Here is a 21,379-nt window from a genome sequence, read left to right on the forward strand (position 1 = left end):
CGGGTACGCAGCATGACATTACTGGACGAAAGCGCGCAGAAGCGCGTGGCCACGGCGATTGCCGAGGCAGAACTGCACACCGACGCCGAGCTGGTCACGGTGCTTGCACCGCACTCGGACGACTACACCTACATTCCGTTGTTGTGGGCGGGGTTGATCGCATTGCTGGTGCCGGGTCTGATCAATTATTACCCCGGTTGGCTGAACGCTCATCAGTTGCTACTGGCGCAATGGGCAACCTTCATCGTGCTGGGGCTGCTGTTTCGCATTCCGGCCCTGACCACGGCGTTGGTACCGCGCCGAGTGCGGCATTGGCGAGCGGCGAACATGGCGCGCCGGCAGTTTCTGGAGCGCAAATTGCATCACACTCAGGGCGGAACGGGGATGCTGATCTTCGTTTCGGAGGCAGAACGGTACGTGGAAATTCTGGTGGACGAGGGGATTTCCAGTCGCGTCGGGGATGACACCTGGAACGCGATCGTCGAAGCGTTCACTGCGCGGGTCAAGCGCGGTGAAACGATGGAAGGTTTCGTCGGCTGTATCCAGGCGTGTGGCGAGGTGTTGCGTGAGCACGTGCCGGTCACTCATCCTCGTAACGAGCTACCGGATCGGTTGGTCGTACTGGGCTGACCGTTCGGCCAATCAGACGGATCTAGCGAGGCTATGAGCTGTCAAAGTGGCAATGCGCTATCATTCGTTCTTTGCCCACGGAGCCTCGCTATGAGCCCGATCATTTTTCCCCAGCCGTTCAAGGCAGTGGGTTGTTCCGACTGTCGAAACCTGGATGCACTGGGTTTCGACTTCACCATGGCGTTCCAGCCGATTCTCGACGTGCGCAGTGGCAAGCCCTGGGCGTACGAGGCGCTGGTGCGCGGCATCAACGGCGAGTCCGCGTTCAGCATCTTGAGTATGGTGAACGATGGCAATCGCTACCGCTTCGACCAGGCCTGCCGGGTCAAGGCCATCGAATTGGCGACCCGTTGGGGTTTGCTCGACTTGCCCGACTGCCTGCTGAGCATCAATTTCCTGCCCAAGGCCGTCTACCGCGCCGAAACGTGCATTCGCGCAACGCTCGAGGCTGCGCGTGAATTCGGTTTTCCGCTGAATCGGCTGATGTTCGAAGTCACCGAAGGTGAGCGTGTGGATGATCCGGCGCATCTGCAGTCGATTTTCGCTGAATACGAGAAGCAGGGCTTCACTACGGCAATCGACGATTTCGGTTCGGGGTATTCGGGTTTGAACATGCTGGCGACATTCCAGCCCAACGTGCTGAAAATCGACATGGCGCTGACTCGCGCGCTGGATCAAGACGCCGTGCGGCAAGCCATCGTGGCGGGGATCGTGCTGGTGGCCGGCAAGCTGAACATCACAGTGGTGGCCGAGGGCGTCGAAACCGTCGGTGAAAGCACGGCCTTGCAATCATTGGGTATCGATCTGCAGCAAGGCTACCTGTTCGCCCGTCCCGCCATCGGCGAGTTGCCGCTCAAGCCTTGAAGTGTCTGGCAGGCTGATCATTCGGCACGGTTTGTCGACTCGTAATGCAGATAACTGGCGAGTGCCTGTTTGGTCAGGTCATTGAGCGTAATGCTTTGCCGATTTGCCGCGATGCTGGCCGCCAGATGCAGTTCGTGGCCAATGCGCACATTGAAGGAGCCCTTGCAGGAAATCTCCGGCGTGACCTTCAAATCCGCGCAGGTGTCCAGATAGTCATCCACTGCGGCCTGAAAAGCGGCAATCAATTGCGCAACGGTTTGCCCTTCATAGCTGATCAGCGCCCGAATGAACTGTGCTTTGCCATACAGGCAGTCGTCTTCCGGGCTTGCTTCGATCGATCCGAAGTAGCCGCGGTGTTGAAGCAGTTGGTTCATGGCAGCAAGCCTCCATTTTTCAATTGGGCGATGATCTGGCGGCGGATGTAGGGCTTGATTTCACTACCCGGATGAGGGCGATGAAGGCTGATCAACGCTGCGGGATTACCATTGTGGAACTTCACGCGGCTGCCGCTTCCCTGGACTGGCTGAAAGCCGAACCCCTGCAGCAGGCTCACCAGTTCAGGCCATGTGAACTCACTTTCCTGCGAGATCAGTTTGGCGACCAGCTTTCCATGCCTGGACATTACCACTCCTTCTGTGCAACTGAATTTAGTTGCTGTCCGTTGTCACGTCAATGTGTGCTGCCCAGCTATGTGTAGCGCAGGGCCGGGTTTTCGGACAAATGGAAGTGATACGAAGGGTGTGCGGGGGTACGGGAAGGCCCTGAGGCCGAGGGGTAATACGAGTTGTAACTATCCATGCAATGACCGAGCTTATTCGTGGAATGAGCTCGGTCATTGGTGCATCAATCTTCGAGAATGAACGCGAACTTGTCGTCGATCAGCATCTTCAGGTAGTCGTCGAAGCTGTCGGCGATGACCACGTATTCGTCCGGGTCGTGGACGAAGCGGATGACCTGGCCTTTGGTGCCTTTGCCGGTCGGGTTGAAGTCGATGAACAGCGTTGACGTGCCGCCGTTGTTCATGCAGTGCGAGAAGCACAGGCGCTCGCCCAGGCTGACGTCGGCGTCGATGCGTCGATCGACCATTTCAGGGTTTTCCAGAAAGAAGTCGTCGTAGATGTCGGCGATGCTTTTGTCGTTGGCGGCGCGGTCTTCGAGGATCTGCTCGACCGAGCGCAGGTAGTACGGGTATTCGGCGATGTCCGAGCCCAGGATGAGCACCGAGACTTCACCTTTTTCGTACTTCTGCCAGTGCGTGCCGTTCACCTTGGCAAGCAGTTGCAGCAGGCTGTCCGGGCAGTCCGGGTAGACCTCTTTGAGAGCGTCCAGTTGGGTGGGCGAGGCGCCGGTGGCGAACGCGAGTTCGTCAAGGCTGGCGGCGGGCAGGGCGGCTTTGAGGCCTGAGTGGAACTGTTCGACGATGCTCAAGGCTGCTTCCTTACACGGGTTTTGTTTGAGCACCTTTGGGCGATTCGTGGCGGTGAGTCAAGGGAATTTACTGTTCAGGGGGTATGTGGGGGGACTTGGAGGGGGTTGTTGGGCTGCTGGCCTCTTCGCGGGCAGAGCCCGCTCCCACAGAGGCCGCTGCCACAGAGCTCCGCTCCCACAGAGCCCGCTCCGACAGAGCTCCGCTCTCACAGAGGCCTGCGGGGTGTCAGCGCCAGCGAACGGTATAGTGCGCAGGCACGTCGCTCATCTGTGGCTGGAAGTGGGTGTTGGAAATCACGTGGGTCTGTACCTCTCCGGCGGCGTCATGCAACTCGATCCGGTCGCCTGCGCCGGCATTGAGCGTTACCTCGAAGATCAACGCCTTGTTGGGCTCCAGGGACGAGTCGAAGGGGCCGAAGCGGGTGCCGTCGATGCGAATGATGTAGACCCGGTGAGCGCCTTGGGTGGATGTGCTGGTCACTGCGAAAACTCCATACCTTTGCTGGTCGATATCTATGTGGGCTGTCACAGGCTCAGGCGCATGGACAGGTCTACCGCTTTTACATCCTTGGTCAGGCTGCCGATCGAGATGTAGTCCACCCCTGTTTCGGCAATGCTGACCAGGGTCGAATCGTTGATGCCGCCACTGGCTTCGAGTTTGGCCTGGCCAGCATTGATGCTCACGGCTTCGCGCATGTCGGCGAGGCTGAGCTCGTCGAGCATGACGATGTCGGCACCCGCTGCCAGGGCTTCGCGCAACTCATCCAGGCTTTCGACTTCGATTTCCACCGGCTTGCCCGGCGCGATGCGCTGCGCCGCCGCTACTGCCTGAGCCACGCCACCGCAGGCGGCGATGTGGTTTTCCTTGATTAGGAAGGCATCGTACAGGCCGATGCGGTGGTTATGGCAGCCACCGCAGGTCACCGCGTACTTTTGCGCCAGGCGCAAGCCGGGCACGGTCTTGCGCGTGTCCAGCAGCTTGACCTGGGTATGGCCGACACGCTCGGCGAAATACCGCGCGCGGGTGGCCACGGCCGACAGCAGTTGCAGAAAATTCAGCGCGCTGCGCTCACCGGTCAGCAGCGAGCGTGCCGGGCCTTCGAGGTGAAACAAGGGCTGGTTGGGCTGGGCCTGCTGCCCATCCACTACCTGCCAATGCACCGCCACGCGCGGGTCGAGTTGGCGAAACACGGCATCGACCCAGGCGCTGCCGGCAACGGTGCAGGCATCGCGGGTGATGATGCTGGCCTTGGCCAGGCGCTCGGCCGGGATCAGTTGCGCAGTGATATCGCCGCTGCCCACGTCTTCGAACAACGCACGGCGCACGTTGGCTTCGATTTCAGCGGTCAGATCGGCAAGACGAAGATTGGACATGACGCGCTCCATCGGCAAAGTGGCCGGATTATAGGATACTGCAGCGCTTGGAGCGAAGCCCTGTAGCCCGCGCCTTCACGCACGGTAAAAAGCTGTGCATTTGGTCGGCTGCTGTGAGCTTTCGTACATATTTACGGTCAATCTCCTACTTAGCCCCGTGTTCGCTGAACTGCTTGCCACCTTGGTAGTCAGAGATCACTGTCGGTGAGGTCAGGTAAATGACGTCACGTGGTTGACAGGGATGTCGACGCTCTATTTCTCTTGGTGGGGGTCTTGATGGCGAACGATGGGAAAGTGGTTTCACTGAACAAGGCTGCCGCTGATCACGCGAGCCAGCCTGCCAGTGTGCGCCTGCCTGTCGTCTTGTTGCAGGTGCGCGACAAAGCCGCGCTGCAGCTCAAGCAGGCCCTGCAGGTGTTGTTCGATAACGCCGACGATACCCTGTTCGAAATGGCCGACCGGGCGTTGAACAACGTCGATCAGAATACCTTCTTCGAAGCCATGCGCGACCTGCGCCTCAAGCGCAAGAGCATCGAGCGCGGTTTCCTCGAGAAATTCTACGAAAGCTTCGTGCGCGTCGGTCAGTACGACACGGTCGAGGCCAGCGCGCCGCCGCCGCTGAGCTACGACAAGCTGGCGCTGGTACCCAACGACGAGTTGGAACGCACGGTGGCACTGGATGCGATGGTGGCCAAGGTCCTCAGCCGTGACAGTTTTGCCCTGGGCCAACTGACGACCCGCTTGAATGTGCTACTGACTCGCCGCCTGGACGATTCCACCAATCCGCTCGGGCCGGTCATGCTGTGCGACTATTTCCTCCAGGCCGGGCGCAGCCTGGGTGTGGAGATCAAGGTCAAGCTGATCATCCTCAAGCTGTTCGAGAAATACGTTCTTACCGATACCGATCAGCTGTACGCCGAGGCCAATCAACTGCTCATCGCGGCCGGCATCCTGCCCGAGCTCAAGGCCGCGCCTGCGCGTCGCGCCGCCGACCGCTCCAGCGACCGCCCGCGCCCCGCTGCCACCGAGCCGGAAACACGCGCCGAGGCGCCGAGCAAGTCCGCTCAGCGTGACGAGAATGTGCAGGAAGCGTTTGGCGCCCTGCAGGACTTGCTGCACGACCTGCGCGGCAGCATGGCGCCGAAGATGGAGCCGCCGAGCGAGGCCATGCCGATCTCGACCAGCGATCTGCTGCGCCTGCTGTCCCACTTGCAGCAGTACGTGCCCCAGCAGCCGCCGCAGAACGACTACGACCTGCGCCAGCAGCTGGAACAACTGCTTACCCGCGTCAGCGTCAAGAGCGGCAAGTTTCGGGTAGTCGGGGTGATGGACGAAGACGTCATCAACCTGATTGCCATGCTGTTCGAATTCATCCTCGACGATCGCAACCTGCCCGACTCGCTGAAGGCCCTGATCGCACGCCTGCAGATTCCCATGCTCAAGGTCGCGGTACTGGACAAGAGTTTTTTCAGCCGGGGTGCGCACCCGGCGCGGCGGCTGCTCAACGAAATCGCCTCGGCGGCGATGGGCTGGGGCAGCCGCGACGATTATCAGCGCGATGCGCTGTACCTGCGCATCGACCAGATCGTCCAGCGCCTGCTCAACGATTTCGTCGACGACACCTCGTTGTTTTCCGAGCTGCTGGTCGACTTCCTTGCGTTCAGCAATGACGAGCGTCGTCGCAGCGAGTTGCTCGAACAGCGTACCCGCGATGCCGAAGAGGGCCGCGCCCGTGCGGATCTGGCGCGGCATCTGGTCGAGAAAGAACTCAACAGCCGTCTGCTGGGGCGCAAGCTGCCGCAGGTGGTGGTCAATGTGCTGCAGGACGCCTGGAGCCGCGTGTTGCTGCTGGTGTGCCTGAAACACGGGGCCAATTCGTCCGAGTGGCAGGCGGCCTTGTCCACGGTCGACGATCTGATCTGGAGCGTCGAACCTCACGACGACCCGGAAATGCGCATGCGTTTGCTGGAACTGGTGCCCGGCTTGCTCAAGTCTCTGCGCGACGGTCTCACCAGCACCGCGTTCGATCCGTTCGCCACCAGTGAATTCTTCAGTCAGCTGGAGGTGCTGCATGTGCAGGCGTTCCAGCGTGATCTGGCGAATGTCGAGGGGGTGCTGCCTGGTGAGGAATCGCTGGTGCAGGTGGTTGAAGAGATCGTGCTGGCGTCCCCGGGCGAAGCCGCCGACAGCGAGGCTCAAGTACGCCTGGCCGACGATGATCCAGGCCTGCTGCAGGTCGACAAGCTGCGTGTCGGCAGCTGGGTGGAACTGCAGGAAAACGATGAGTTCAAGCTGCGCTGCAAGCTGACCGCGATCATCGAGACCTCGGGCAAGTACGTGTTCGTCAACCGCACCGGCATGAAGGTGCTGGAGAAGACGCGCATGGGCCTGGCGATCGAGTTCCGCCGCGGCACCGTTCGGGTGCTCGACGACACCTTGTTGTTCGATCGAGCCCTGGATTCGGTGGTCACCAACCTGCGCAAGCTCAAGGCACACTGATGAACCCGGCCACGCGCAGGCTGCCTTCCTGCGCGTGAGGGTTCATACTGGAGCGCCTTGATTGTCGGCAGGACTCCAGATGCGGTTGACCTCATGCGCTTGAACGGCCTTACGGGATGGTGCGACGGCGTTCGCCATTGCCTCTCGCCCAATTTCAACGAGCGTCCCGACGGCGAAGTCTCGCTGTTGGTCATCCATAACATCAGCTTGCCGCCGGCGCAGTTTGCCACGGGCAAGGTGCACGAGTTTTTCCAGAACCGTCTGGATTGCAGCGAGCATCCCTATTTCGAGGGGATTTCCCATCTGCGCGTGTCCGCGCATTTTCTCATCGAGCGTGACGGTGCGGTGACGCAATTCGTCTCCTGTCTGGATCGCGCCTGGCACGCCGGCGTGTCGTTGTTCGATGGCCGCGAAAACTGTAATGATTTTTCTGTAGGCATCGAACTGGAAGGTACTGATGATCAAGCCTTCGCCGATGCCCAGTACGCAGCGCTCGTGACCTTGACTCGGCTGTTGCTCGAGCGCTTTGCGGCGCTGAGCGTGGAGCGCATCTGCGGCCACAGCGACATTGCCCCGGGCCGCAAGACCGACCCCGGCCCCTGTTTCGACTGGGTACGTTACCGTGCCGCATTGCTGAATGAAGAGGATGCACGATGATTTTTCTGGTGCTGCTGCTGGTCCTGCTGGCCGAGAAGTTTTCCGGGCTGCGCCAGCGCGTGCAACGTGACGGTTTTTTCCTGGGTGAACTGCATCGGCTCGAAGCCCGGCCGGGGCTGGCGCGCGAGCCGTGGCTGGTGCTGGGCATCGGCGTGGCGCTGCCGGCGCTGCTGCTGGCGTTCGTGCTGTATGCACTGCAGCCGGTGGCGTATGGCTTGCTGGCGCTGCCGGTGCATTTGCTGGTGCTGATCTACAGCCTGGGCCGCGGTGACATCACGGTTGGCCTGGGGCCGTTTCGCGATGCCTGGCGCCGTGAAGACACCCAGGCGGCGGTGCATGTGGCCGAACGCGACATGGGCGTCATCGCCGACAACGGCGGCAGCCTGCTGCAAAGGGTGCAGGGGCACCTGTTGTGGGAAGCCTATCAAAGCTTTTTCGCAGTGATTTTCTGGTACGCCGCCTTGGGTCCGGTGGCGGCGCTGGTCTATCGGCTGGTGGCCCTGGTGGCCGAGCAGTCTCGGCATCCGGCGATAGCCCTGCGGGCGCAGCGGCTGCGTCATGCTCTGGACTGGCTGCCGGTACGTTTGCTTGCGGCCAGCTTTGCTCTGGTGGGCAACTTCGTGGCGGTCAGCCGGGTGATGCTGCACGAGGTGCTCAGCTGGGAAATTACCGCTGCGGCGCTGATCGATCGCGTCGGGCGAGTGGCCGGTGATGTTCCGGCGCCAGTGGTAGGGCAGGTAGGAGTGGAGACGTTGGACAGCCTGTGGCAGATGGTCGTGCGCGCAGGGGTGTTGTGGTATGCGGTTTTGGCGGTGTGTTCGGTGTTGGCGTGATGTTGCAGGGTTGATGGTGTTCGCCGAAGCGGGACGGCGGGTTGGAAGGCGTGCCGCAATGTCCTGTAGCAGCGGCGCGAGCCGCGTCCGGGTTCAATGCGCATCCGCCCAACCGAACAACGCACTGGCATTCTGGGTGCTCGCAGCGGCGAGGGTCGTGGCATCGGTGCCCATGATGCGCGCCAGTGCCTCGGCGATGTCCGGCAGATGCTCCGGGCTGTTGCGTACACCCGGATACATCGCAGGCGCCATGTCCGGCGAATCGGTTTCCAGAACGATGGCCTCCAGCGGCAAACGCGGCAGTACCTTGTGCATGCGCAGCGCCTGCGGCCAGGTCGGCGCGCCACCCAGGCCCAGCTTGAAGCCCAGCTTCAAATACTCCCGTGCCTCTTCCCAGCTTCCGGCGAATGCATGAATGACCCCTGCGCGGGGCAGCTTGAAGCGCTTCAAGGTCGCGATCACTGCCGCATGGCTGTGCCGCACGTGCAGCAACACCGGTAGCTCGAACGCCACGGCCAGGTCCAACTGCGCTTCGAACAACGCCTGCTGCCGATCGCGATCCAGGTCCTTGAGGTAGTAATCCAGGCCGAACTCGCCGATTGCAGACAGCTTCGGGTGTCCGTGCAAACGCTCAAGCCATTCGCGCAAGGCAGTCACATGCTCGGGCCGGTGCTCTTCGAGAAACACGGGGTGCAGGCCCAAGGCCGCATACACCCGCTCGTCCGCCACCGCCAGGTCCCACACCCGCTGCCAGTTGGCTTGATGCACACCCAGCACCACCACCCGCTCCACACCACGCGCTGCGGCGGTGTCCAGCACGCGTGCGCGATCGGCATCGAAGTCGGGAAAATCCAGGTGAGTATGGGTGTCGATCAAGCGCACCATCAGGCCTCGTGAATCCTCTGTTTGAAGGTTCGGGCCAAGGCATTCACGCCGGGCTCGTAGTGCTTTTGTTCCACAGCGGCCAGTGCCAGTTCCAGCGCCTTGCTGGCGATCATGTTGTGCTGTTGGGCCATGGCGTTGACCGGCAGCGGCAGGAAGTCCAGCAACTGGGTGTCGCCGAACGTGCCCAGGTGCATTGCCTGGGAATCCAGCGGCCGCTCCTGCAGCACATCGAACACGCCCTGCAGCAGCACGTAGGAGGTGGTCACCAGCGCGTCGGGAAGGTGGCCGAGCTTGTCGAGCAAGGCCTGCATGGAATGCTGGCCACCTTCGCGACTGAAGTACTCGCTGTGCTCGACCAGCACCGTGCCATCGAAATCGGCAAGCGCGGTATTGAAGCCCTCGGTTCGCGCCTGGCTGATGCTCAGTTCCGGCCGTGCGCCGATCAAGGCGATGTGTCGAGGCTTGGGCAGCAGCAGGCTCTGGGTCAATTGCAGGCTGGCGTTGCGGTCATCGCTGATCACCGAGCAGAACTGCGCCGGGTCCATCATCCGGTCGATGGCGATCACGGGTGTGCCCTTGGCCTGCAATTCACGGTAGCTGTCGTCGCTGGCCGGCAGGCAACTGGCAACGAACAGCGCGTCGCAACGTCGGGCACGAAACAGCTGCAGCAGTTGCAGCTCGCTGGCCGCATCGTCGTCGGAGCTGGCGATCAGCAGCTGGTAACCATGGGCGCGGGCACCTTGTTCGAGCAGCTTGGCGATGCGCGCGTAGCTGGGGTTTTCCAGGTCCGGCAGGATGAAGCCCAGCGTACGCGTGTGCCGACTGCGCAGCCCGGCTGCCTGGGGGTTGGGGGTGAAGCCCTGTTCCTGGACGATGGCCTCGACGCGCGCCACCGTCGCCTTGCTGATGCGCTGTTGAGCGGCCTTGCCATTGATGACGTAACTGGCAGTGGTGACCGAGACGCCAGCCAGGCGAGCAATATCGCTGAGTTTCAACCGTTGATTCCTTAGTGTCGTCGCGCCCATGCCGAGGCATTGAAGCGCGCTCATTCATCGTTTGTCGGATGGCGCCAGGCTAAGTTCAGGCAACGTAACCGACAGGTTGGACTTCAATCATCGAAGATTATCGAGTAACGTGCGCTGCATTCTAGATTAAACGTTTCAGCCTGCGTGTTTCCTGCCGTAAAACATCTCTTGTCGAGGTCTCAACCTTACCCTCGGCAACGCAGGCCGGACCTATCGGAAGTACAGAGCGCGCACTTCGATGCTCTATGCTCACACTTCACAACAATACCTCAGCGCGCTGCCGCCGCTGTAAAGGAGAGAGGCAATGCTGGAGCTCACTATAGAGCAGATATCCATGGGCCAGAGCGCCGTGGATAAACCCGCCGCCCTGCAATTGCTCGCCGACAAACTGGTTGCCGATGGCCTGGTGGCCGAAGGTTACCTGGCCGGCCTGCAAGCGCGTGAAGCTCAAGGCTCGACCTTTCTGGGCCAAGGCATCGCCATTCCCCACGGCACGCCCGATACCCGTGACCTGGTGTTCACCACCGGCGTGCGCCTGCTGCAATTTCCCGAAGGCGTGGATTGGGGTGACGGCCAGAAGGTCTACCTGGCCATCGGCATCGCCGCCAAGTCCGACGAACACCTGCGCCTGCTGCAACTGCTGACCCGCGCGCTGGGTGAAACCGACCTGGGTGAAGCGCTGCGCCAGGCCACCGATGCACCCGCGTTGCTGAAGCTGCTGCAAGGGGCGCCGCAGGAATTGGCGCTGGATGCGCAGATGATCGGCTTGAGCGTGATGGCCGAAGACTTCGAGGAACTGGTCTGGCGTGGTGCGCGTCTGCTGCGTCAGGCCGACTGCGTGAGCAATGGTTTTGCCGCGCTGCTTCAGCAGGTCGAAGCCCTGCCGCTGGGCGATGGCTTGTGGTGGCTGCACAGCGAGCAGACCGTAAAGCGTCCGGGCCTGGCCTTCGTCACCCCCGACAAACCCCTGCGCTACCTGGGCCAGCCGCTGACTGGGCTGTTCTGCCTGGCCAGCCTGGGCGAAGCTCACCAGGCCTTGCTCGAACGCCTGTGCGCATTGCTCATCGAAGGCCGCGGCAACGAATTGGGCGCTGCTACCAGCACTCGCGCCGTGCTCGAAGCGCTGGGCGGTGAGCTACCTGCCGATTGGCCCAGCGCACGCATCGTGCTGGCCAACGCACATGGCCTGCACGCGCGGCCGGCGAAGATTCTGGCGCAGCTGGCCAAGAGCTTCGAAGGCGAGATTCGCTTGCGGGTGGTCGAATCCGGCGGTCTCGCGGTGTCTGCCAAGAGCCTGAGCAAGTTGCTCAGCCTGGGTGCGCAGCGCGGTCAGACCCTGGAACTGGTCGCCGAGCCGACCATTGCCGGCGACGCCTTGCCGGCGTTGTTGGCGGCCATCGAGGAGGGCCTGGGCGAGGAAGTGGAACCGCTGCCAAGCGTCACCGAGGCTGCGCCTGCGCCGCCCGCTGTGACCAAGGCGGTCAAGCTCAAGCCACAGGCGCCAGGCGCGGGCGCGCAGGTCCAGGGTGTCGCCGCGGCCCCCGGGATCGCCATGGGCCCGGCGCACATCCAGGTGCTGCACGATTTCGAATTTCCCCAGCGTGGCGAGTCCGTGGCGCTGGAGCGTGAACGCTTGCAGGCCGCCCTCGGCCAGGTCCGGCAGGACATCGACGGGTTGATCCAGCGCGCCCAGGCACAAGCCATCCGCGAGATTTTCGTCACTCACCAGGAAATGCTCGACGACCCGGCCCTGACCGATGAAGTGGCTGCACGCCTGCAGCAGGGCGAAAGCGCTGCCGCGGCCTGGAACACGGTGATCGAAGCGGCCGCGGTGCAGCAGGAATCGCTGCAGGATGCCCTGCTGGCCGAGCGCGCAGCCGATCTGCGCGACATCGGCCGTCGCGTGCTGGCGCAGCTGTGCGGCGTGCCTACCCTGGAAGAACCCAAGCAGGCCTATATTCTGGTGATGGACGAGGTCGGCCCATCCGACGTCGCCCGTCTGGACCCGGCGCGCGTGGCGGGGATTCTGACCGCCCGTGGCGGCGCCACTGCGCACAGCGCCATCGTTGCGCGTGCCCTCGGCATTCCTGCCGTGGTGGGCGCAGGCGAGGCGGTGTTGCAGATTGCCGCCGGCACCGCATTGTTGATCGACGGCCAGCGCGGCCTGCTGACCGTGGCCCCGGCGCCCGAGGTGCTGGAACAGGCGCTGGCCGACCGTGACCGTCGCGAGCAGCGCCTGCAGGCGGCAGCCGAGCGACGCATGGAGAGCGCCGTGACCCTTGACGGGCACGCGGTGGAAGTGTTCGCCAACATCGGCGAAAGCGCCGGTGTCGCCAAGGCCGTGGAGCAGGGCGCCGAAGGCGTTGGCCTGCTGCGCACCGAGCTGATTTTCATGGCCCATTCGCAAGCCCCGGACGAGGCGGTGCAGGAAGCCGAGTACCGCCGCGTGCTCGATGGCCTGCAAGGTCGGCCGTTGGTGGTGCGCACGCTCGATGTGGGCGGCGACAAACCGCTGCCGTACTGGCCGATCGACAAGGAAGAGAACCCGTTCCTGGGGGTGCGCGGCATTCGCCTGACCCTGCAGCGTCCCGACGTGATGGAAGGCCAGCTGCGCGCACTGCTGCGCGCCGCCGACAACCGCCCGTTGCGGATCATGTTCCCCATGGTCGGCAGCCTCGAAGAGTGGCGCCAGGCCAAGGACATGACCGAGCGCGTGCGTCGCGAGATTCCGGTCAAGGACCTGCAGCTGGGCATCATGATCGAGGTGCCGTCGGCGGCATTGCTGGCCCCGGTGTTGGCCCGCGAGGTCGACTTCTTCAGCATTGGCACCAACGACCTGACCCAGTACACGCTGGCCATCGACCGTGGTCACCCGACCCTCTCGGCCCAGGCCGATGGCCTGCACCCCGCGGTGCTGCAACTGATCGACATCACCGTGCGCGCGGCACACGACTACGGCAAGTGGGTCGGCGTGTGCGGCGAACTGGCGGCTGATCCACTGGCGGTGCCGTTGCTGGTCGGCCTGGGCGTGGATGAATTGAGTGTCTCGGCGCGCAGCATCGCCGAGGTCAAGGCGGGGGTGCGCGAGCTGACGCTCAGCCACGCGCAACAATTGGCCCGGCATGCGCTCGGGCTGGGCACCGCTGCGCAGGTACGTGCCCTGGTGGAGAAATCTTGATGGCACGCATCCTGACCCTGACGCTCAATCCGGCGTTGGACCTGACCGTGGAAATCGACGGGCTGGAACTGGGCGAAGTCAATCGCAGCAATGCCTTGCACCGGCACGCCGCCGGCAAGGGCCTCAACGTTGCCCAGGTGTTGGCCGACCTCGGCCATCAGGTCACCGTGAGCGGGTTTCTGGGCGAGGCCAACCCGAAACCGTTCGAGGCCTTGTTCGCTCAACGCGGTTTCACCGATGCGTTCATTCGCGTACCGGGCGAAACGCGCAGCAACATCAAGCTGGCCGAACGCAGTGGCCGGGTCACCGACCTCAATGGTCCGGGCCCGGTGGTCGACGACCTGGCTCAGGCCGCCCTGCTGGCACGCCTGCACGACATTGCACCGGGTCACGATGCTGTCGTGGTGGCCGGCAGCCTGCCGCGTGGGGTGAGCCCTGAATGGTTTCAGGCACTGCTCGAACAGCTTGCGCACATGGGCTTGAAGGTGGCACTCGATACCAGCGGGGCTGCCTTGCGTGCGGGCTTGAAGACGCGTCCATGGCTGATCAAGCCCAACACCCACGAGCTGACCGAGGTGCTCGGCAGTTCCGTGGAAACGCCGGTCGAGCAAGCGGCTGCGGCGCAGCACCTGTTGGCCGACGGCGTCGCCAATGTGGTGATCTCGCAGGGTGAACGCGGCGTCAATTGGTTCGCGGCCGACCTCGCCTTGCAGGCCTTGCCGCCCACCGTCGAGGTCGCCAGCACCGTAGGTGCCGGAGACTCGCTGCTGGCCGGGCTGGTGCACGGTCTGCTCAGCGAGCAGGCGCCGGAACACAGCCTGCGCACGGCCACGGCGATCGCCGCCATGGCGGTGACGCAGATCGGCTTCGGAATCAGTGATGCTGCGCACCTGGCGCGGCTTGAGAGCGGCGTCAGCGTACGTCCGCTGACAGAACAATAAGAGGGTTGAAGATGAAACTAGCTATTGTCACCGCGTGCCCCAGCGGGCGGGTGTCCAGCGTCTTGAGCGCACGTCTGCTCGACGCTGCGGCCCGTCGCCAGGGCTGGACCACCTTCGTTGAAGTGTTCGACCCGCAACACCCGGAACTGCGTCTGAGCGCAGCCGATATCGAGAACGCGGATTGGGTGCTGGTGGTCAACACCGGCGCCATGGACCTGAGCCGTTTCGTCGGCAAGCGTCTGTTCCAGAGCAGCCCGGCCCATGCCCTGCAGGATGTCGACGGCTTCCTGCGCCAGGCCGCCGATCAGGCCAAGCCCTATGCCGCCGCTCCGGCCGCTGCCGCGGCAGCGTCGCGTGCGCCACGGCTGGTGGCGGTCACCGCTTGCCCGACCGGGGTGGCGCACACGTTCATGGCCGCCGAGGCTTTGCAGCAAGGCGCCAAGCAGTTGGGTTATGAGCTGCAGGTCGAAACCCAGGGTTCGGTGGGCGCGCGCAATCCGTTGAGCGTGCAGGCCATCGACGAAGCCGACGTAGTGCTGCTGGCCGCCGACATCGAAGTGGCTACCGAGCGTTTTGCCGGCAAGAAGATCTATCGCTGCGGCACCGGCATCGCCTTGAAACAGGCCCAGGCCACGCTGAACAAGGCCTTGGCCGAAGGTGAAGTGGAGTCCACCGGCAGCGCTGCCGGTGCGCCCAAGAAGCAGGAAAAGACTGGCGTCTACAAGCACCTGTTGACCGGTGTGTCGTTCATGCTGCCGATGGTGGTGGCGGGCGGTTTGCTGATCGCGCTGTCGTTCGTGTTCGGTATCGAGGCGTTCAAGGAGCCGGGCACCTTGCCAGCGGCGTTGATGCAGATCGGTGGCGAGGCGGCATTCAAGCTGATGGTGCCGTTGCTGGCGGGCTACATCGCTTACTCCATCGCTGACCGTCCGGGACTTGCGCCGGGCATGATCGGTGGTTTGCTGGCGAGCACCCTGGGTGCGGGCTTCATTGGCGGTATCGCGGCCGGTTTCATTGCCGGTTACGCCGCCAAGGCGATCAACCGCTATGCGCGCCTGCCGGCGAGCCTGGAAGCGCTCAAGCCGATCCTGATCATTCCGCTGCTGGCCAGCCTGTTCACCGGCCTGGTGATGATCTACGTAGTGGGCAAACCAGTGGCCGGCATGCTCGCTGGGCTGACCACCTTCCTCGACAGCATGGGTACTACCAATGCGTTGCTGCTGGGCGTGCTGCTGGGGGCGATGATGTGCGTCGACCTGGGCGGGCCGATCAACAAGGCGGCGTACGCGTTTTCGGTGGGGCTGCTGGCCTCGCAGAGCTACGCGCCGATGGCCGCGACCATGGCCGCCGGCATGGTCCCGCCGATTGGCTTGGGCCTGGCCACCTTCCTGGCTCGACGCAAGTTTGCCCAGACCGAGCGTGAGGCGGGCAAAGCGGCATTGGTGCTGGGGCTGTGCTTCATTTCCGAAGGCGCCATACCGTTCGCTGCCAAGGATCCGCTGCGGGTGATCCCGGCGAGCCTGGTCGGTGGCGCGTTGACCGGCGCATTGTCGATGTACTTCGGCTGCAAGCTGATGGCGCCGCACGGTGGGCTGTTCGTGTTGTTGATTCCCAACGCGATCAACCATGCCTTGCTGTATCTGCTGGCTATCGTTGCCGGTGCCTTGCTGACGGCGGTGGTGTATGCAGTGATCAAGAAACCTGAGGTTCAGGAAATCGCCGTCGAGCCGGTCAAGGCCTGATCTCGTAGCAGCGGCGCAAGCCGCGTCCGGCCTCACCGTGGTGAGCCAGATACACCGCATGCACCGCCGACGCGGCTTGCGCCGCTGCTACAGGGGGCGCGTGCGGTTTCATCGCGGTGAGGCTGATACACCGCATGTACCGCCGACGCGGCTTGCGCCGCTGCTACAGAGGGGGCGATCAGGCTGGATGCGGTGTGCGGTTTCATCGCGGTGAGGCTGACACACCGTAACCCCTGTAGCAGCGGCGCGAGCCGCGTCGGCGGTATGCGCGGTGGGTCAGTAGACGTCGCGTCGGTAGCGGCCGGTTTCGATCAGGTCGTCCAGGCGTTCCCGGCCCAGCAATTGGGCCAGCACTTCATCCACCCCGCTGGCCATGCCCTGCAGGCTGCCGCAGACATAGATCACCGCGCCATCCTCCACCCACTGCAGCAACACCTCACCGGCCTCGCGCAACCGATCCTGCACGTACACCTTGTGCGCCTGATCACGCGAGAACGCCAGATCCAGCCGCGCCAGATCACCACTGGCCAGCCACCCCAGCAACTCATCTGCGCACAGGAAATCATGGGTTCGGTTACGTTCGCCGAACAGTAACCAATTGCGCCGCTGGCCTTGTTCGATGCGGCCCTTGAGCAAGCTGCGCAAGCCAGCCAGACCGGTGCCGTTGCCCAGCAGAATCACCGGCACCGGCTCCTGCGGCAGATGAAAGCCGGCGTTGCGCCGCAAGCGCAGGCTGACCGCGCCGTGCACCTGGGCGTGTTCGGTCAGCCATCCCGACCCCAGCCCCAGGCTGCCGTCGGCGTGGCGCTCCTGGCGCACGATCAGTTCCAGCCGGCCGTCGCTGGGCAGCGAAGCAATGGAATACTCACGTGCAGCGATGGGTATCAGCGCATCCACCAGCGCCTGGGCATGCAAACCTACCAGGTGCCCGCGACTGGCCGGCAGTTGCCGACTGGCCAGCGCCTGACCAAGCGGCTCCTGCAAGCCATCGACCTCAACCAGCGCAGACGCCTGCAGCCCCAGCCCGGACAAACACTGGTCGATGGCCGCGCAGCCGTTGCGTGGCAGCACGTCGACCAGATCGCCAGCCTGCCAGTGGGCCTCGCCATCATTGTGCAAGGCAATGCGATAGACCGCTGCGCCTTCACTCCCCGTATTCAGCAGATGGCGTTCGAGCAAAGTCCACGGGCTGAACACCGGTGCCTGCCACACGGCCTGGGCGACGCCCCCGGTCAGCCCGCTCAATTGCTGCTGCCAGTGCTGCAAGGCTGCCGGGTCGGCGTTGTCGACCTCGATCGAGGCAAACAGCGGCTGGGCGCCACGCGCATCGAGCCATTGGTCCAGACGATGAGCGAAGCCACAGAACTGCTGGTATTGCCGGTCGCCCAGTGCCAGCACCGCGTAGCGCAAGCCGGGCAGGGCACAGGCACTGCCCAGCACCTTGCGCTCGAAGCCGCGCGCGGTGTCGGGTGCCTCGCCGTCGCCGAAGGTGCTGACCACGAACAACGCCTTGTCGGCCTGCCGCAGCTGCGCTTCATCCACCTCGCCCAAGGCGCGGACACGCACGTTTTGACCGGCCGACTGCAGTTGCCCGGCGGTTTGCCACGCCAGTTGCTCGGCGAAACCGCTCTGGCTGGCGAACCCTATCAACCAACCGGCCGACGTCTCGTCCTGCTGGTGCAAGGCGCCGCGGGCCAGGCGTACCTGGCGCTTCTTGCGACGCCGATCCAGGTACAGCAGCCAGCCCGTGATGAGGAACAACGGCATCGTCAGGCTCGCCAGCATCATCAGGATACGACCGACCAGGCCGAAATAACTGCCCACATGCAGGGCGTAGATGCTGGTCAGCAGTTGCGCTTTCAGCGACTTGTCCTCATAGCGCTGGATGTCCTTGACCTGACCGGTGGCCGGGTCGAGGCTGAGCAGGCCGAAGGCCCGATCATGGGGCGAATCCGTACGCAGGTAGAACACCGTTGCCGGCAGGCCGACATTGCCCGGAATACGCATGTTGACCACGCTCAATTGTGGACCGACCGCGCCCTGGATGCTGGCCCACAGCGCGTCGTAATCCACCGTGGGCGCCACATCGGCAGAAGACGCGGTGCGCCGCTCGATGCGCTGGGCGGCAGGGTTGTCGGAGAGCATTCTGTTCACCGCGTTGCCGAACCACTGGTAAGACCAGGTCAGGCCGGTCAAGGCCGCCAGCAGATAGAACAGCAGGCACCAGGTGCCGAACACCGCATGCAGGTCCCAATTGAAGGCGCGACCCTTCTTGGCCCAGTCCAGGGTCAGCCAGGTGCGCCATTGCAGCGCCTTGCGCGGCCAGCGCAGATACAGGCCGGAAAGACAGAAGAACACCAGCATCAAGGTACAGGCGGCGGTGATCTGCCGGCCCGTCGCGCCCATGGCCAGGAAACGATGCAGATCCAGCATCAAGTCGAAGAAGCCCTCGCCGACCACCTCGCCCTGCAACTCCCCGGTGTACGGATCGAAATAGGCCGAAGGCCCTCGCCGTTGCCCCGGCGGCGGGGTGAACGACACCCGTGCGGCGCTGCCGTCGACCAGGTCCACACGCAATGCGGCAACCTTGCTGCCCTGCCGCTGCTCGAGGATTTCCACCAGCTGCGCAGCAGGGAGGATGCCGCCATCGCGAATCTGCACGTTCAGGGTCTGCGGATTGAGCGCGCGCAGGATTTCATCCTCGAACGAGTAGCTGGCCCCGGTGATGCCCATCAGGGCCAGCACCAGGCCGCCGGTGATGCCGAAAAACCAGTGCAACTGGAAGAGGACGTTCTTGAACACGAATCACCTTGAGCGGGCCGATCGAAAGGAGGGCAGACGGCATTATGCAGCACTGGCTGAGAATCAGTCTCAGGCGCACCGATTCTGATCATTGCCGTTGCGACGTGAAACGCCCCGCGTCGTCGAAACGGGCGGGGCGCAGCAACCGACGCGCAGTGGCTAGAAGTGGAAGTTGGTGCTCAACAGCGCCGTGCGTCCCGCCGCCTGGTTGGCGAAGTGGGTGCTGAAAGCCTTGTCGTAGTAGGTTTTGTCGGCCAGGTTCTGCACGTTCAGCTGCACGTCGAAATGCTTGCTGATCTTGTAGCTGGCCATGGCATCCAGGCGCACGTAGCTGTCGACCATGGTGGTGTTGGCGACATTGCCGAACACGTCGTCGACATAGAAGGCGCCGCCGCCGATGGTCAGCTTGGGTGTCAGGTTATAGGTGGTCCACAGGCTGGCGCTGTTGTTCGGCGTGTTGGGCATCTGGTTGCCGTCGTTCGCCGCGCCCAGCGGGCCGTTGTCGACCACGCGCGCCTGCAGGTAGCTGTAGCCGGCGAACACCTGCCATTGCTCGGTAAGCTTGCCGGACGCCGACAGCTCCAGGCCATCGACTCGGGTCTTGCCGGCGTTCTCGTAGGCAAAGGTGCTGGTCTGCACGCGGGTGTTTTCTTTCTCGGTGCGGAACAGTGCGGCGGTCAGCGACAGACGCTGGTCGAGCAGGTCCCACTTGGTGCCGACTTCGTAGTTGGTGGTTTCTTCGGGCTCCAGGTCACTGCTCAGCAGGTTGCCTGCGCGATCCGGTGCTCCTCCCAGCGGGTTGCCTTCCATGCCTTCGCCCACCAGCGAACCGGGTGGGGTGGCCGAGGTGGCGTAGGAAACATACACGCTGCCGTTCTCGGCAGGCTTCCACACCAGCCCCAATTGGCCGGTGACGAACTCGCTGGTGTCCTTGCCCTTGGCCGTGGTGGCACCGGCGGCGGTGAAGGTGCGGTAGTCGGTTTCGAAGTGGTCGTAGCGCAGGCCGGCGTTCACCTGCCACTGCGGGCTCAGCTCCAGCGTGTCGAACACGTAGATCGCCCGCGTCTTGCTGGACGTGTCGGTGCCGGCGTAGTTGCGCGCAATGGCGCCGCTCCACGGGTCGTCCGGATTGGGGTTGGCCAGCGACGTGCAGTTGTAGGCGCTGGAAACGATGCTGCCCGGTGTGCAGTTGGTGCTGGCGCCGGCGGTGCGCGGCGTGGTGTCGGTGTTGACGGTGTAGGAACTGCGGTCACTGTCTTCGCGGCTGAATTCGATGCCGGTGGAGAAGCTGTTCTTCAACCCGCCGACGTAGAAGTCACCGAACAGATCGGTCTGGTTGGTGGTGGTCGCGGTGTTGCCGACGCGGCTGTTGGCGCGGCGCCAGACACTGCCGTTGTTGACGTTGCGCTGGCTGTCGTCGGGTTGGGTGAGGATGTAGTCCTGCATGGTGTTGCCATGGCGCAGGGTGTTCTTCACGGTCAAGGCGTCGGTGAGGTCGTGCTCGATGGCGAAGGTGGCGATGTCGCTGCGGGTCTTGCGGAAGTCACGGTCGCTCAGGCCATAGAAGTTGCTGCGGCTGCCACCGTCCTCAGGCTTGTCCGGATTGGCCGAGGTGCGGCCCGCGTTGCCCGCCGCCGGAATGCTGTAGGGAATGCCCGAGTCGGGCAGATCGTCGCTCTCCAGGTGGTAATAGTCGAGGAAGACCCGAGTCTCGGTGCCCAGGCCGAAGGCCAGCGACGGCGCAATGCCCCAACGGTCGTAGTCGACCTGGTCGCGCCCGGCCACGTTGCTTTGGTGGCTCATCAGGTTGAGTCGCCCGGCGGCGCTGTCGCTGAACTGGTAGTTGCCATCCAGGGTATAGCGCTGGGTCTGGTCCGAGCCCCAGGTGAAACCGCCATCCAGTGAGTCGCCCAGGTGCGCTTTCTTGCTCACCAGGTTGATGGTGCCGCCCGCAGCGCCACGGCCGCCGATGGCCGAGTTGGGGCCTTTGCTGACCTCGATGGATTCCACGGCGAAGATTTCCCGGCTTTGCGCGCCGGCATCGCGTACGCCGTCCAGGTAAGTGTCGCCCTGTGCGTCGAAACCGCGGATGAAGGGTCGGTCGCCCTGCGGGTTACCGCCTTCGCCGGCACCGAAGGTGATGCCCGGTACCGTGCGCAACGCGTCCTGCAGGTTGAGTGCGCCGGTGTCCTTGATCACCTGTTGCGGCACCACCGTCACCGAGCGCGGGGTATCGACCAGCGGCGCGGTGTACTTGGCGGACGAGGCGCGCTCGACCTGGTAGGACGTCGGCTCCTGCGCGTCGCCGGTGATGCTGGTGGCACCGAGCGATACTGAGGCGCCCTTGGCCTCGCTGGCCGGCGCGGCCTGTGCCGTTGGCGCGGCGCAGGTAGCGCCCAGGGCCATGCCGATGGCAGAGGCCAGCAGCCGTGGCGATGAGACCGGAATGAAGTGGTGTTGGCGCGTCATGGTGGAAACCTTCCCCAAGGTTATGAGGCGGCGGAGCATAATGTAACTGCAT

The 21,379-nt window shown here is 63.7% G+C and carries 17 protein-coding genes; 8 read left to right on the forward strand and 9 right to left on the reverse strand.

Features of this window, described 5'->3' with window-relative positions:
• The first annotated feature begins 12 nt into the window (after positions 1-12).
• Together IFT76_RS12205 and IFT76_RS12210 are read left to right on the forward strand one after the other, a co-directional pair.
• Positions 13-630 carry a TPM domain-containing protein gene (locus IFT76_RS12205; protein ID WP_122475273.1) on the forward strand — a complete coding sequence of 206 codons (618 nt, stop codon included), beginning with the start codon at positions 13-15 and terminating at the stop codon, positions 628-630.
• A gap of 90 nt (positions 631-720) precedes the next feature.
• Positions 721-1,494: an EAL domain-containing protein gene (locus IFT76_RS12210; RefSeq protein WP_192058567.1), complete on the forward strand. Its 774-nt coding sequence runs from the start codon at positions 721-723 to the stop codon at positions 1,492-1,494.
• A gap of 17 nt (positions 1,495-1,511) precedes the next feature.
• Here the strand turns inward: IFT76_RS12210 and IFT76_RS12215 are convergent, their stop codons facing one another.
• The 5 genes from IFT76_RS12215 to nadC form a co-directional block, all read right to left on the reverse strand.
• Complete coding sequence (locus IFT76_RS12215) at positions 1,512-1,868, reverse strand: type II toxin-antitoxin system HicB family antitoxin (RefSeq protein WP_192058569.1); 357 nt, start codon at positions 1,866-1,868, stop codon at positions 1,512-1,514.
• On the reverse strand, positions 1,865-2,116 hold the full coding sequence (locus IFT76_RS12220) for a type II toxin-antitoxin system HicA family toxin (RefSeq protein WP_122795362.1): 252 nt from the start codon (positions 2,114-2,116) through the stop codon (positions 1,865-1,867). Before IFT76_RS12220 ends, IFT76_RS12215 begins: the two co-directional genes overlap by 4 nt.
• 221 nt (positions 2,117-2,337) lie before the next feature.
• Positions 2,338-2,922 carry an SMI1/KNR4 family protein gene (locus tag IFT76_RS12225; RefSeq protein ID WP_122475267.1) on the reverse strand — a complete coding sequence of 195 codons (585 nt, stop codon included), beginning with the start codon at positions 2,920-2,922 and terminating at the stop codon, positions 2,338-2,340.
• Between the two features lie 226 nt (positions 2,923-3,148).
• Complete coding sequence (locus IFT76_RS12230; protein ID WP_192058571.1) at positions 3,149-3,403, reverse strand: hypothetical protein; 255 nt, start codon at positions 3,401-3,403, stop codon at positions 3,149-3,151.
• 44 nt (positions 3,404-3,447) lie between these two features.
• Positions 3,448-4,296: a carboxylating nicotinate-nucleotide diphosphorylase gene (gene nadC, locus IFT76_RS12235; protein WP_192058572.1), complete on the reverse strand. Its 849-nt coding sequence runs from the start codon at positions 4,294-4,296 to the stop codon at positions 3,448-3,450.
• Positions 4,297-4,572: 276 nt separating this feature from the next.
• On the opposite strand from nadC, the gene IFT76_RS12240 reads away from it, so the two are divergent.
• The 3 genes from IFT76_RS12240 (at position 4,573) to ampE (ending at position 8,285) form a co-directional block, all read left to right on the forward strand.
• Positions 4,573-6,795, forward strand: a complete 2,223-nt coding sequence (locus IFT76_RS12240) for a DUF1631 domain-containing protein (protein ID WP_192058574.1) — start codon at positions 4,573-4,575, stop codon at positions 6,793-6,795.
• A 93-nt stretch (positions 6,796-6,888) separates the two neighbouring features.
• The gene (gene ampD, locus IFT76_RS12245) at positions 6,889-7,452 is read left to right on the forward strand and encodes a 1,6-anhydro-N-acetylmuramyl-L-alanine amidase AmpD (RefSeq protein WP_192058576.1); all 564 of its coding nucleotides are present in this window, start codon (positions 6,889-6,891) and stop codon (positions 7,450-7,452) included.
• Positions 7,449-8,285 (forward strand): regulatory signaling modulator protein AmpE, encoded by an 837-nt coding sequence (gene ampE, locus IFT76_RS12250; protein ID WP_122475259.1) that lies wholly within the window; start codon positions 7,449-7,451, stop codon positions 8,283-8,285. Before ampD ends, ampE begins: the two co-directional genes overlap by 4 nt.
• A 93-nt stretch (positions 8,286-8,378) precedes the next feature.
• On the opposite strand, the gene IFT76_RS12255 is transcribed toward ampE, so the two are convergent.
• Together IFT76_RS12255 and cra are read right to left on the reverse strand one after the other, a co-directional pair.
• Entirely contained in the window at positions 8,379-9,167 is a 789-nt protein-coding gene (locus tag IFT76_RS12255; RefSeq protein WP_192058763.1) for a TatD family hydrolase, read from the reverse strand.
• A gap of 2 nt (positions 9,168-9,169) precedes the next feature.
• Positions 9,170-10,165, reverse strand: coding sequence for a catabolite repressor/activator (cra, locus tag IFT76_RS12260; protein ID WP_122475257.1), 996 nt, complete (start codon positions 10,163-10,165; stop codon positions 9,170-9,172).
• 334 nt (positions 10,166-10,499) lie between these two features.
• Between cra and ptsP the strand changes: the two genes are divergently transcribed.
• From ptsP to IFT76_RS12275, 3 genes are read left to right on the forward strand one after another with little or no spacing between them, the layout of a single operon-like run.
• Positions 10,500-13,373, forward strand: a complete 2,874-nt coding sequence (gene ptsP / locus IFT76_RS12265) for a phosphoenolpyruvate--protein phosphotransferase (RefSeq protein ID WP_192058578.1) — start codon at positions 10,500-10,502, stop codon at positions 13,371-13,373.
• Complete coding sequence (pfkB, locus tag IFT76_RS12270) at positions 13,373-14,314, forward strand: 1-phosphofructokinase (RefSeq protein WP_192058580.1); 942 nt, start codon at positions 13,373-13,375, stop codon at positions 14,312-14,314. Before ptsP ends, pfkB begins: the two co-directional genes overlap by 1 nt.
• Before the next feature lie 11 nt (positions 14,315-14,325).
• Positions 14,326-16,056 (forward strand): PTS fructose-like transporter subunit IIB, encoded by a 1,731-nt coding sequence (locus IFT76_RS12275; protein ID WP_122715150.1) that lies wholly within the window; start codon positions 14,326-14,328, stop codon positions 16,054-16,056.
• 276 nt (positions 16,057-16,332) lie between these two features.
• Here IFT76_RS12275 and IFT76_RS12280 read toward each other — a convergent pair whose 3' ends face one another.
• The gene (locus tag IFT76_RS12280; protein WP_192058581.1) at positions 16,333-18,858 is read right to left on the reverse strand and encodes a PepSY domain-containing protein; all 2,526 of its coding nucleotides are present in this window, start codon (positions 18,856-18,858) and stop codon (positions 16,333-16,335) included.
• Between the two features lie 159 nt (positions 18,859-19,017).
• A complete protein-coding gene (locus IFT76_RS12285) occupies positions 19,018-21,327 on the reverse strand; it encodes a TonB-dependent receptor (RefSeq protein ID WP_192058583.1) in 2,310 nt (769 codons plus the stop codon).
• Between the last annotated feature and the right edge of the window lie 52 nt (positions 21,328-21,379).

The sequence above is a fragment of the Pseudomonas sp. CFBP 13727 genome (genome assembly GCF_014841915.1).
Lineage (GTDB): Bacteria > Pseudomonadota > Gammaproteobacteria > Pseudomonadales > Pseudomonadaceae > Aquipseudomonas > Aquipseudomonas baltica.

Coding starts and splice junctions, on each gene's coding strand:
- IFT76_RS12205 (WP_122475273.1), top strand. CDS start 13: ATGACATTACTGGACGAAAGCGCGCAGAAGCGCGTGGCCACGGCGATT.
- IFT76_RS12210 (WP_192058567.1), top strand. CDS start 721: ATGAGCCCGATCATTTTTCCCCAGCCGTTCAAGGCAGTGGGTTGTTCC.
- IFT76_RS12215 (WP_192058569.1), bottom strand. CDS start 1,868: ATGAACCAACTGCTTCAACACCGCGGCTACTTCGGATCGATCGAAGCA.
- IFT76_RS12220 (WP_122795362.1), bottom strand. CDS start 2,116: ATGTCCAGGCATGGAAAGCTGGTCGCCAAACTGATCTCGCAGGAAAGT.
- nadC (WP_192058572.1), bottom strand. CDS start 4,296: ATGTCCAATCTTCGTCTTGCCGATCTGACCGCTGAAATCGAAGCCAAC.
- IFT76_RS12240 (WP_192058574.1), top strand. CDS start 4,573: ATGGCGAACGATGGGAAAGTGGTTTCACTGAACAAGGCTGCCGCTGAT.
- ampD (WP_192058576.1), top strand. CDS start 6,889: ATGCGCTTGAACGGCCTTACGGGATGGTGCGACGGCGTTCGCCATTGC.
- ampE (WP_122475259.1), top strand. CDS start 7,449: ATGATTTTTCTGGTGCTGCTGCTGGTCCTGCTGGCCGAGAAGTTTTCC.
- ptsP (WP_192058578.1), top strand. CDS start 10,500: ATGCTGGAGCTCACTATAGAGCAGATATCCATGGGCCAGAGCGCCGTG.
- pfkB (WP_192058580.1), top strand. CDS start 13,373: ATGGCACGCATCCTGACCCTGACGCTCAATCCGGCGTTGGACCTGACC.
- IFT76_RS12275 (WP_122715150.1), top strand. CDS start 14,326: ATGAAACTAGCTATTGTCACCGCGTGCCCCAGCGGGCGGGTGTCCAGC.
- IFT76_RS12285 (WP_192058583.1), bottom strand. CDS start 21,327: ATGACGCGCCAACACCACTTCATTCCGGTCTCATCGCCACGGCTGCTG.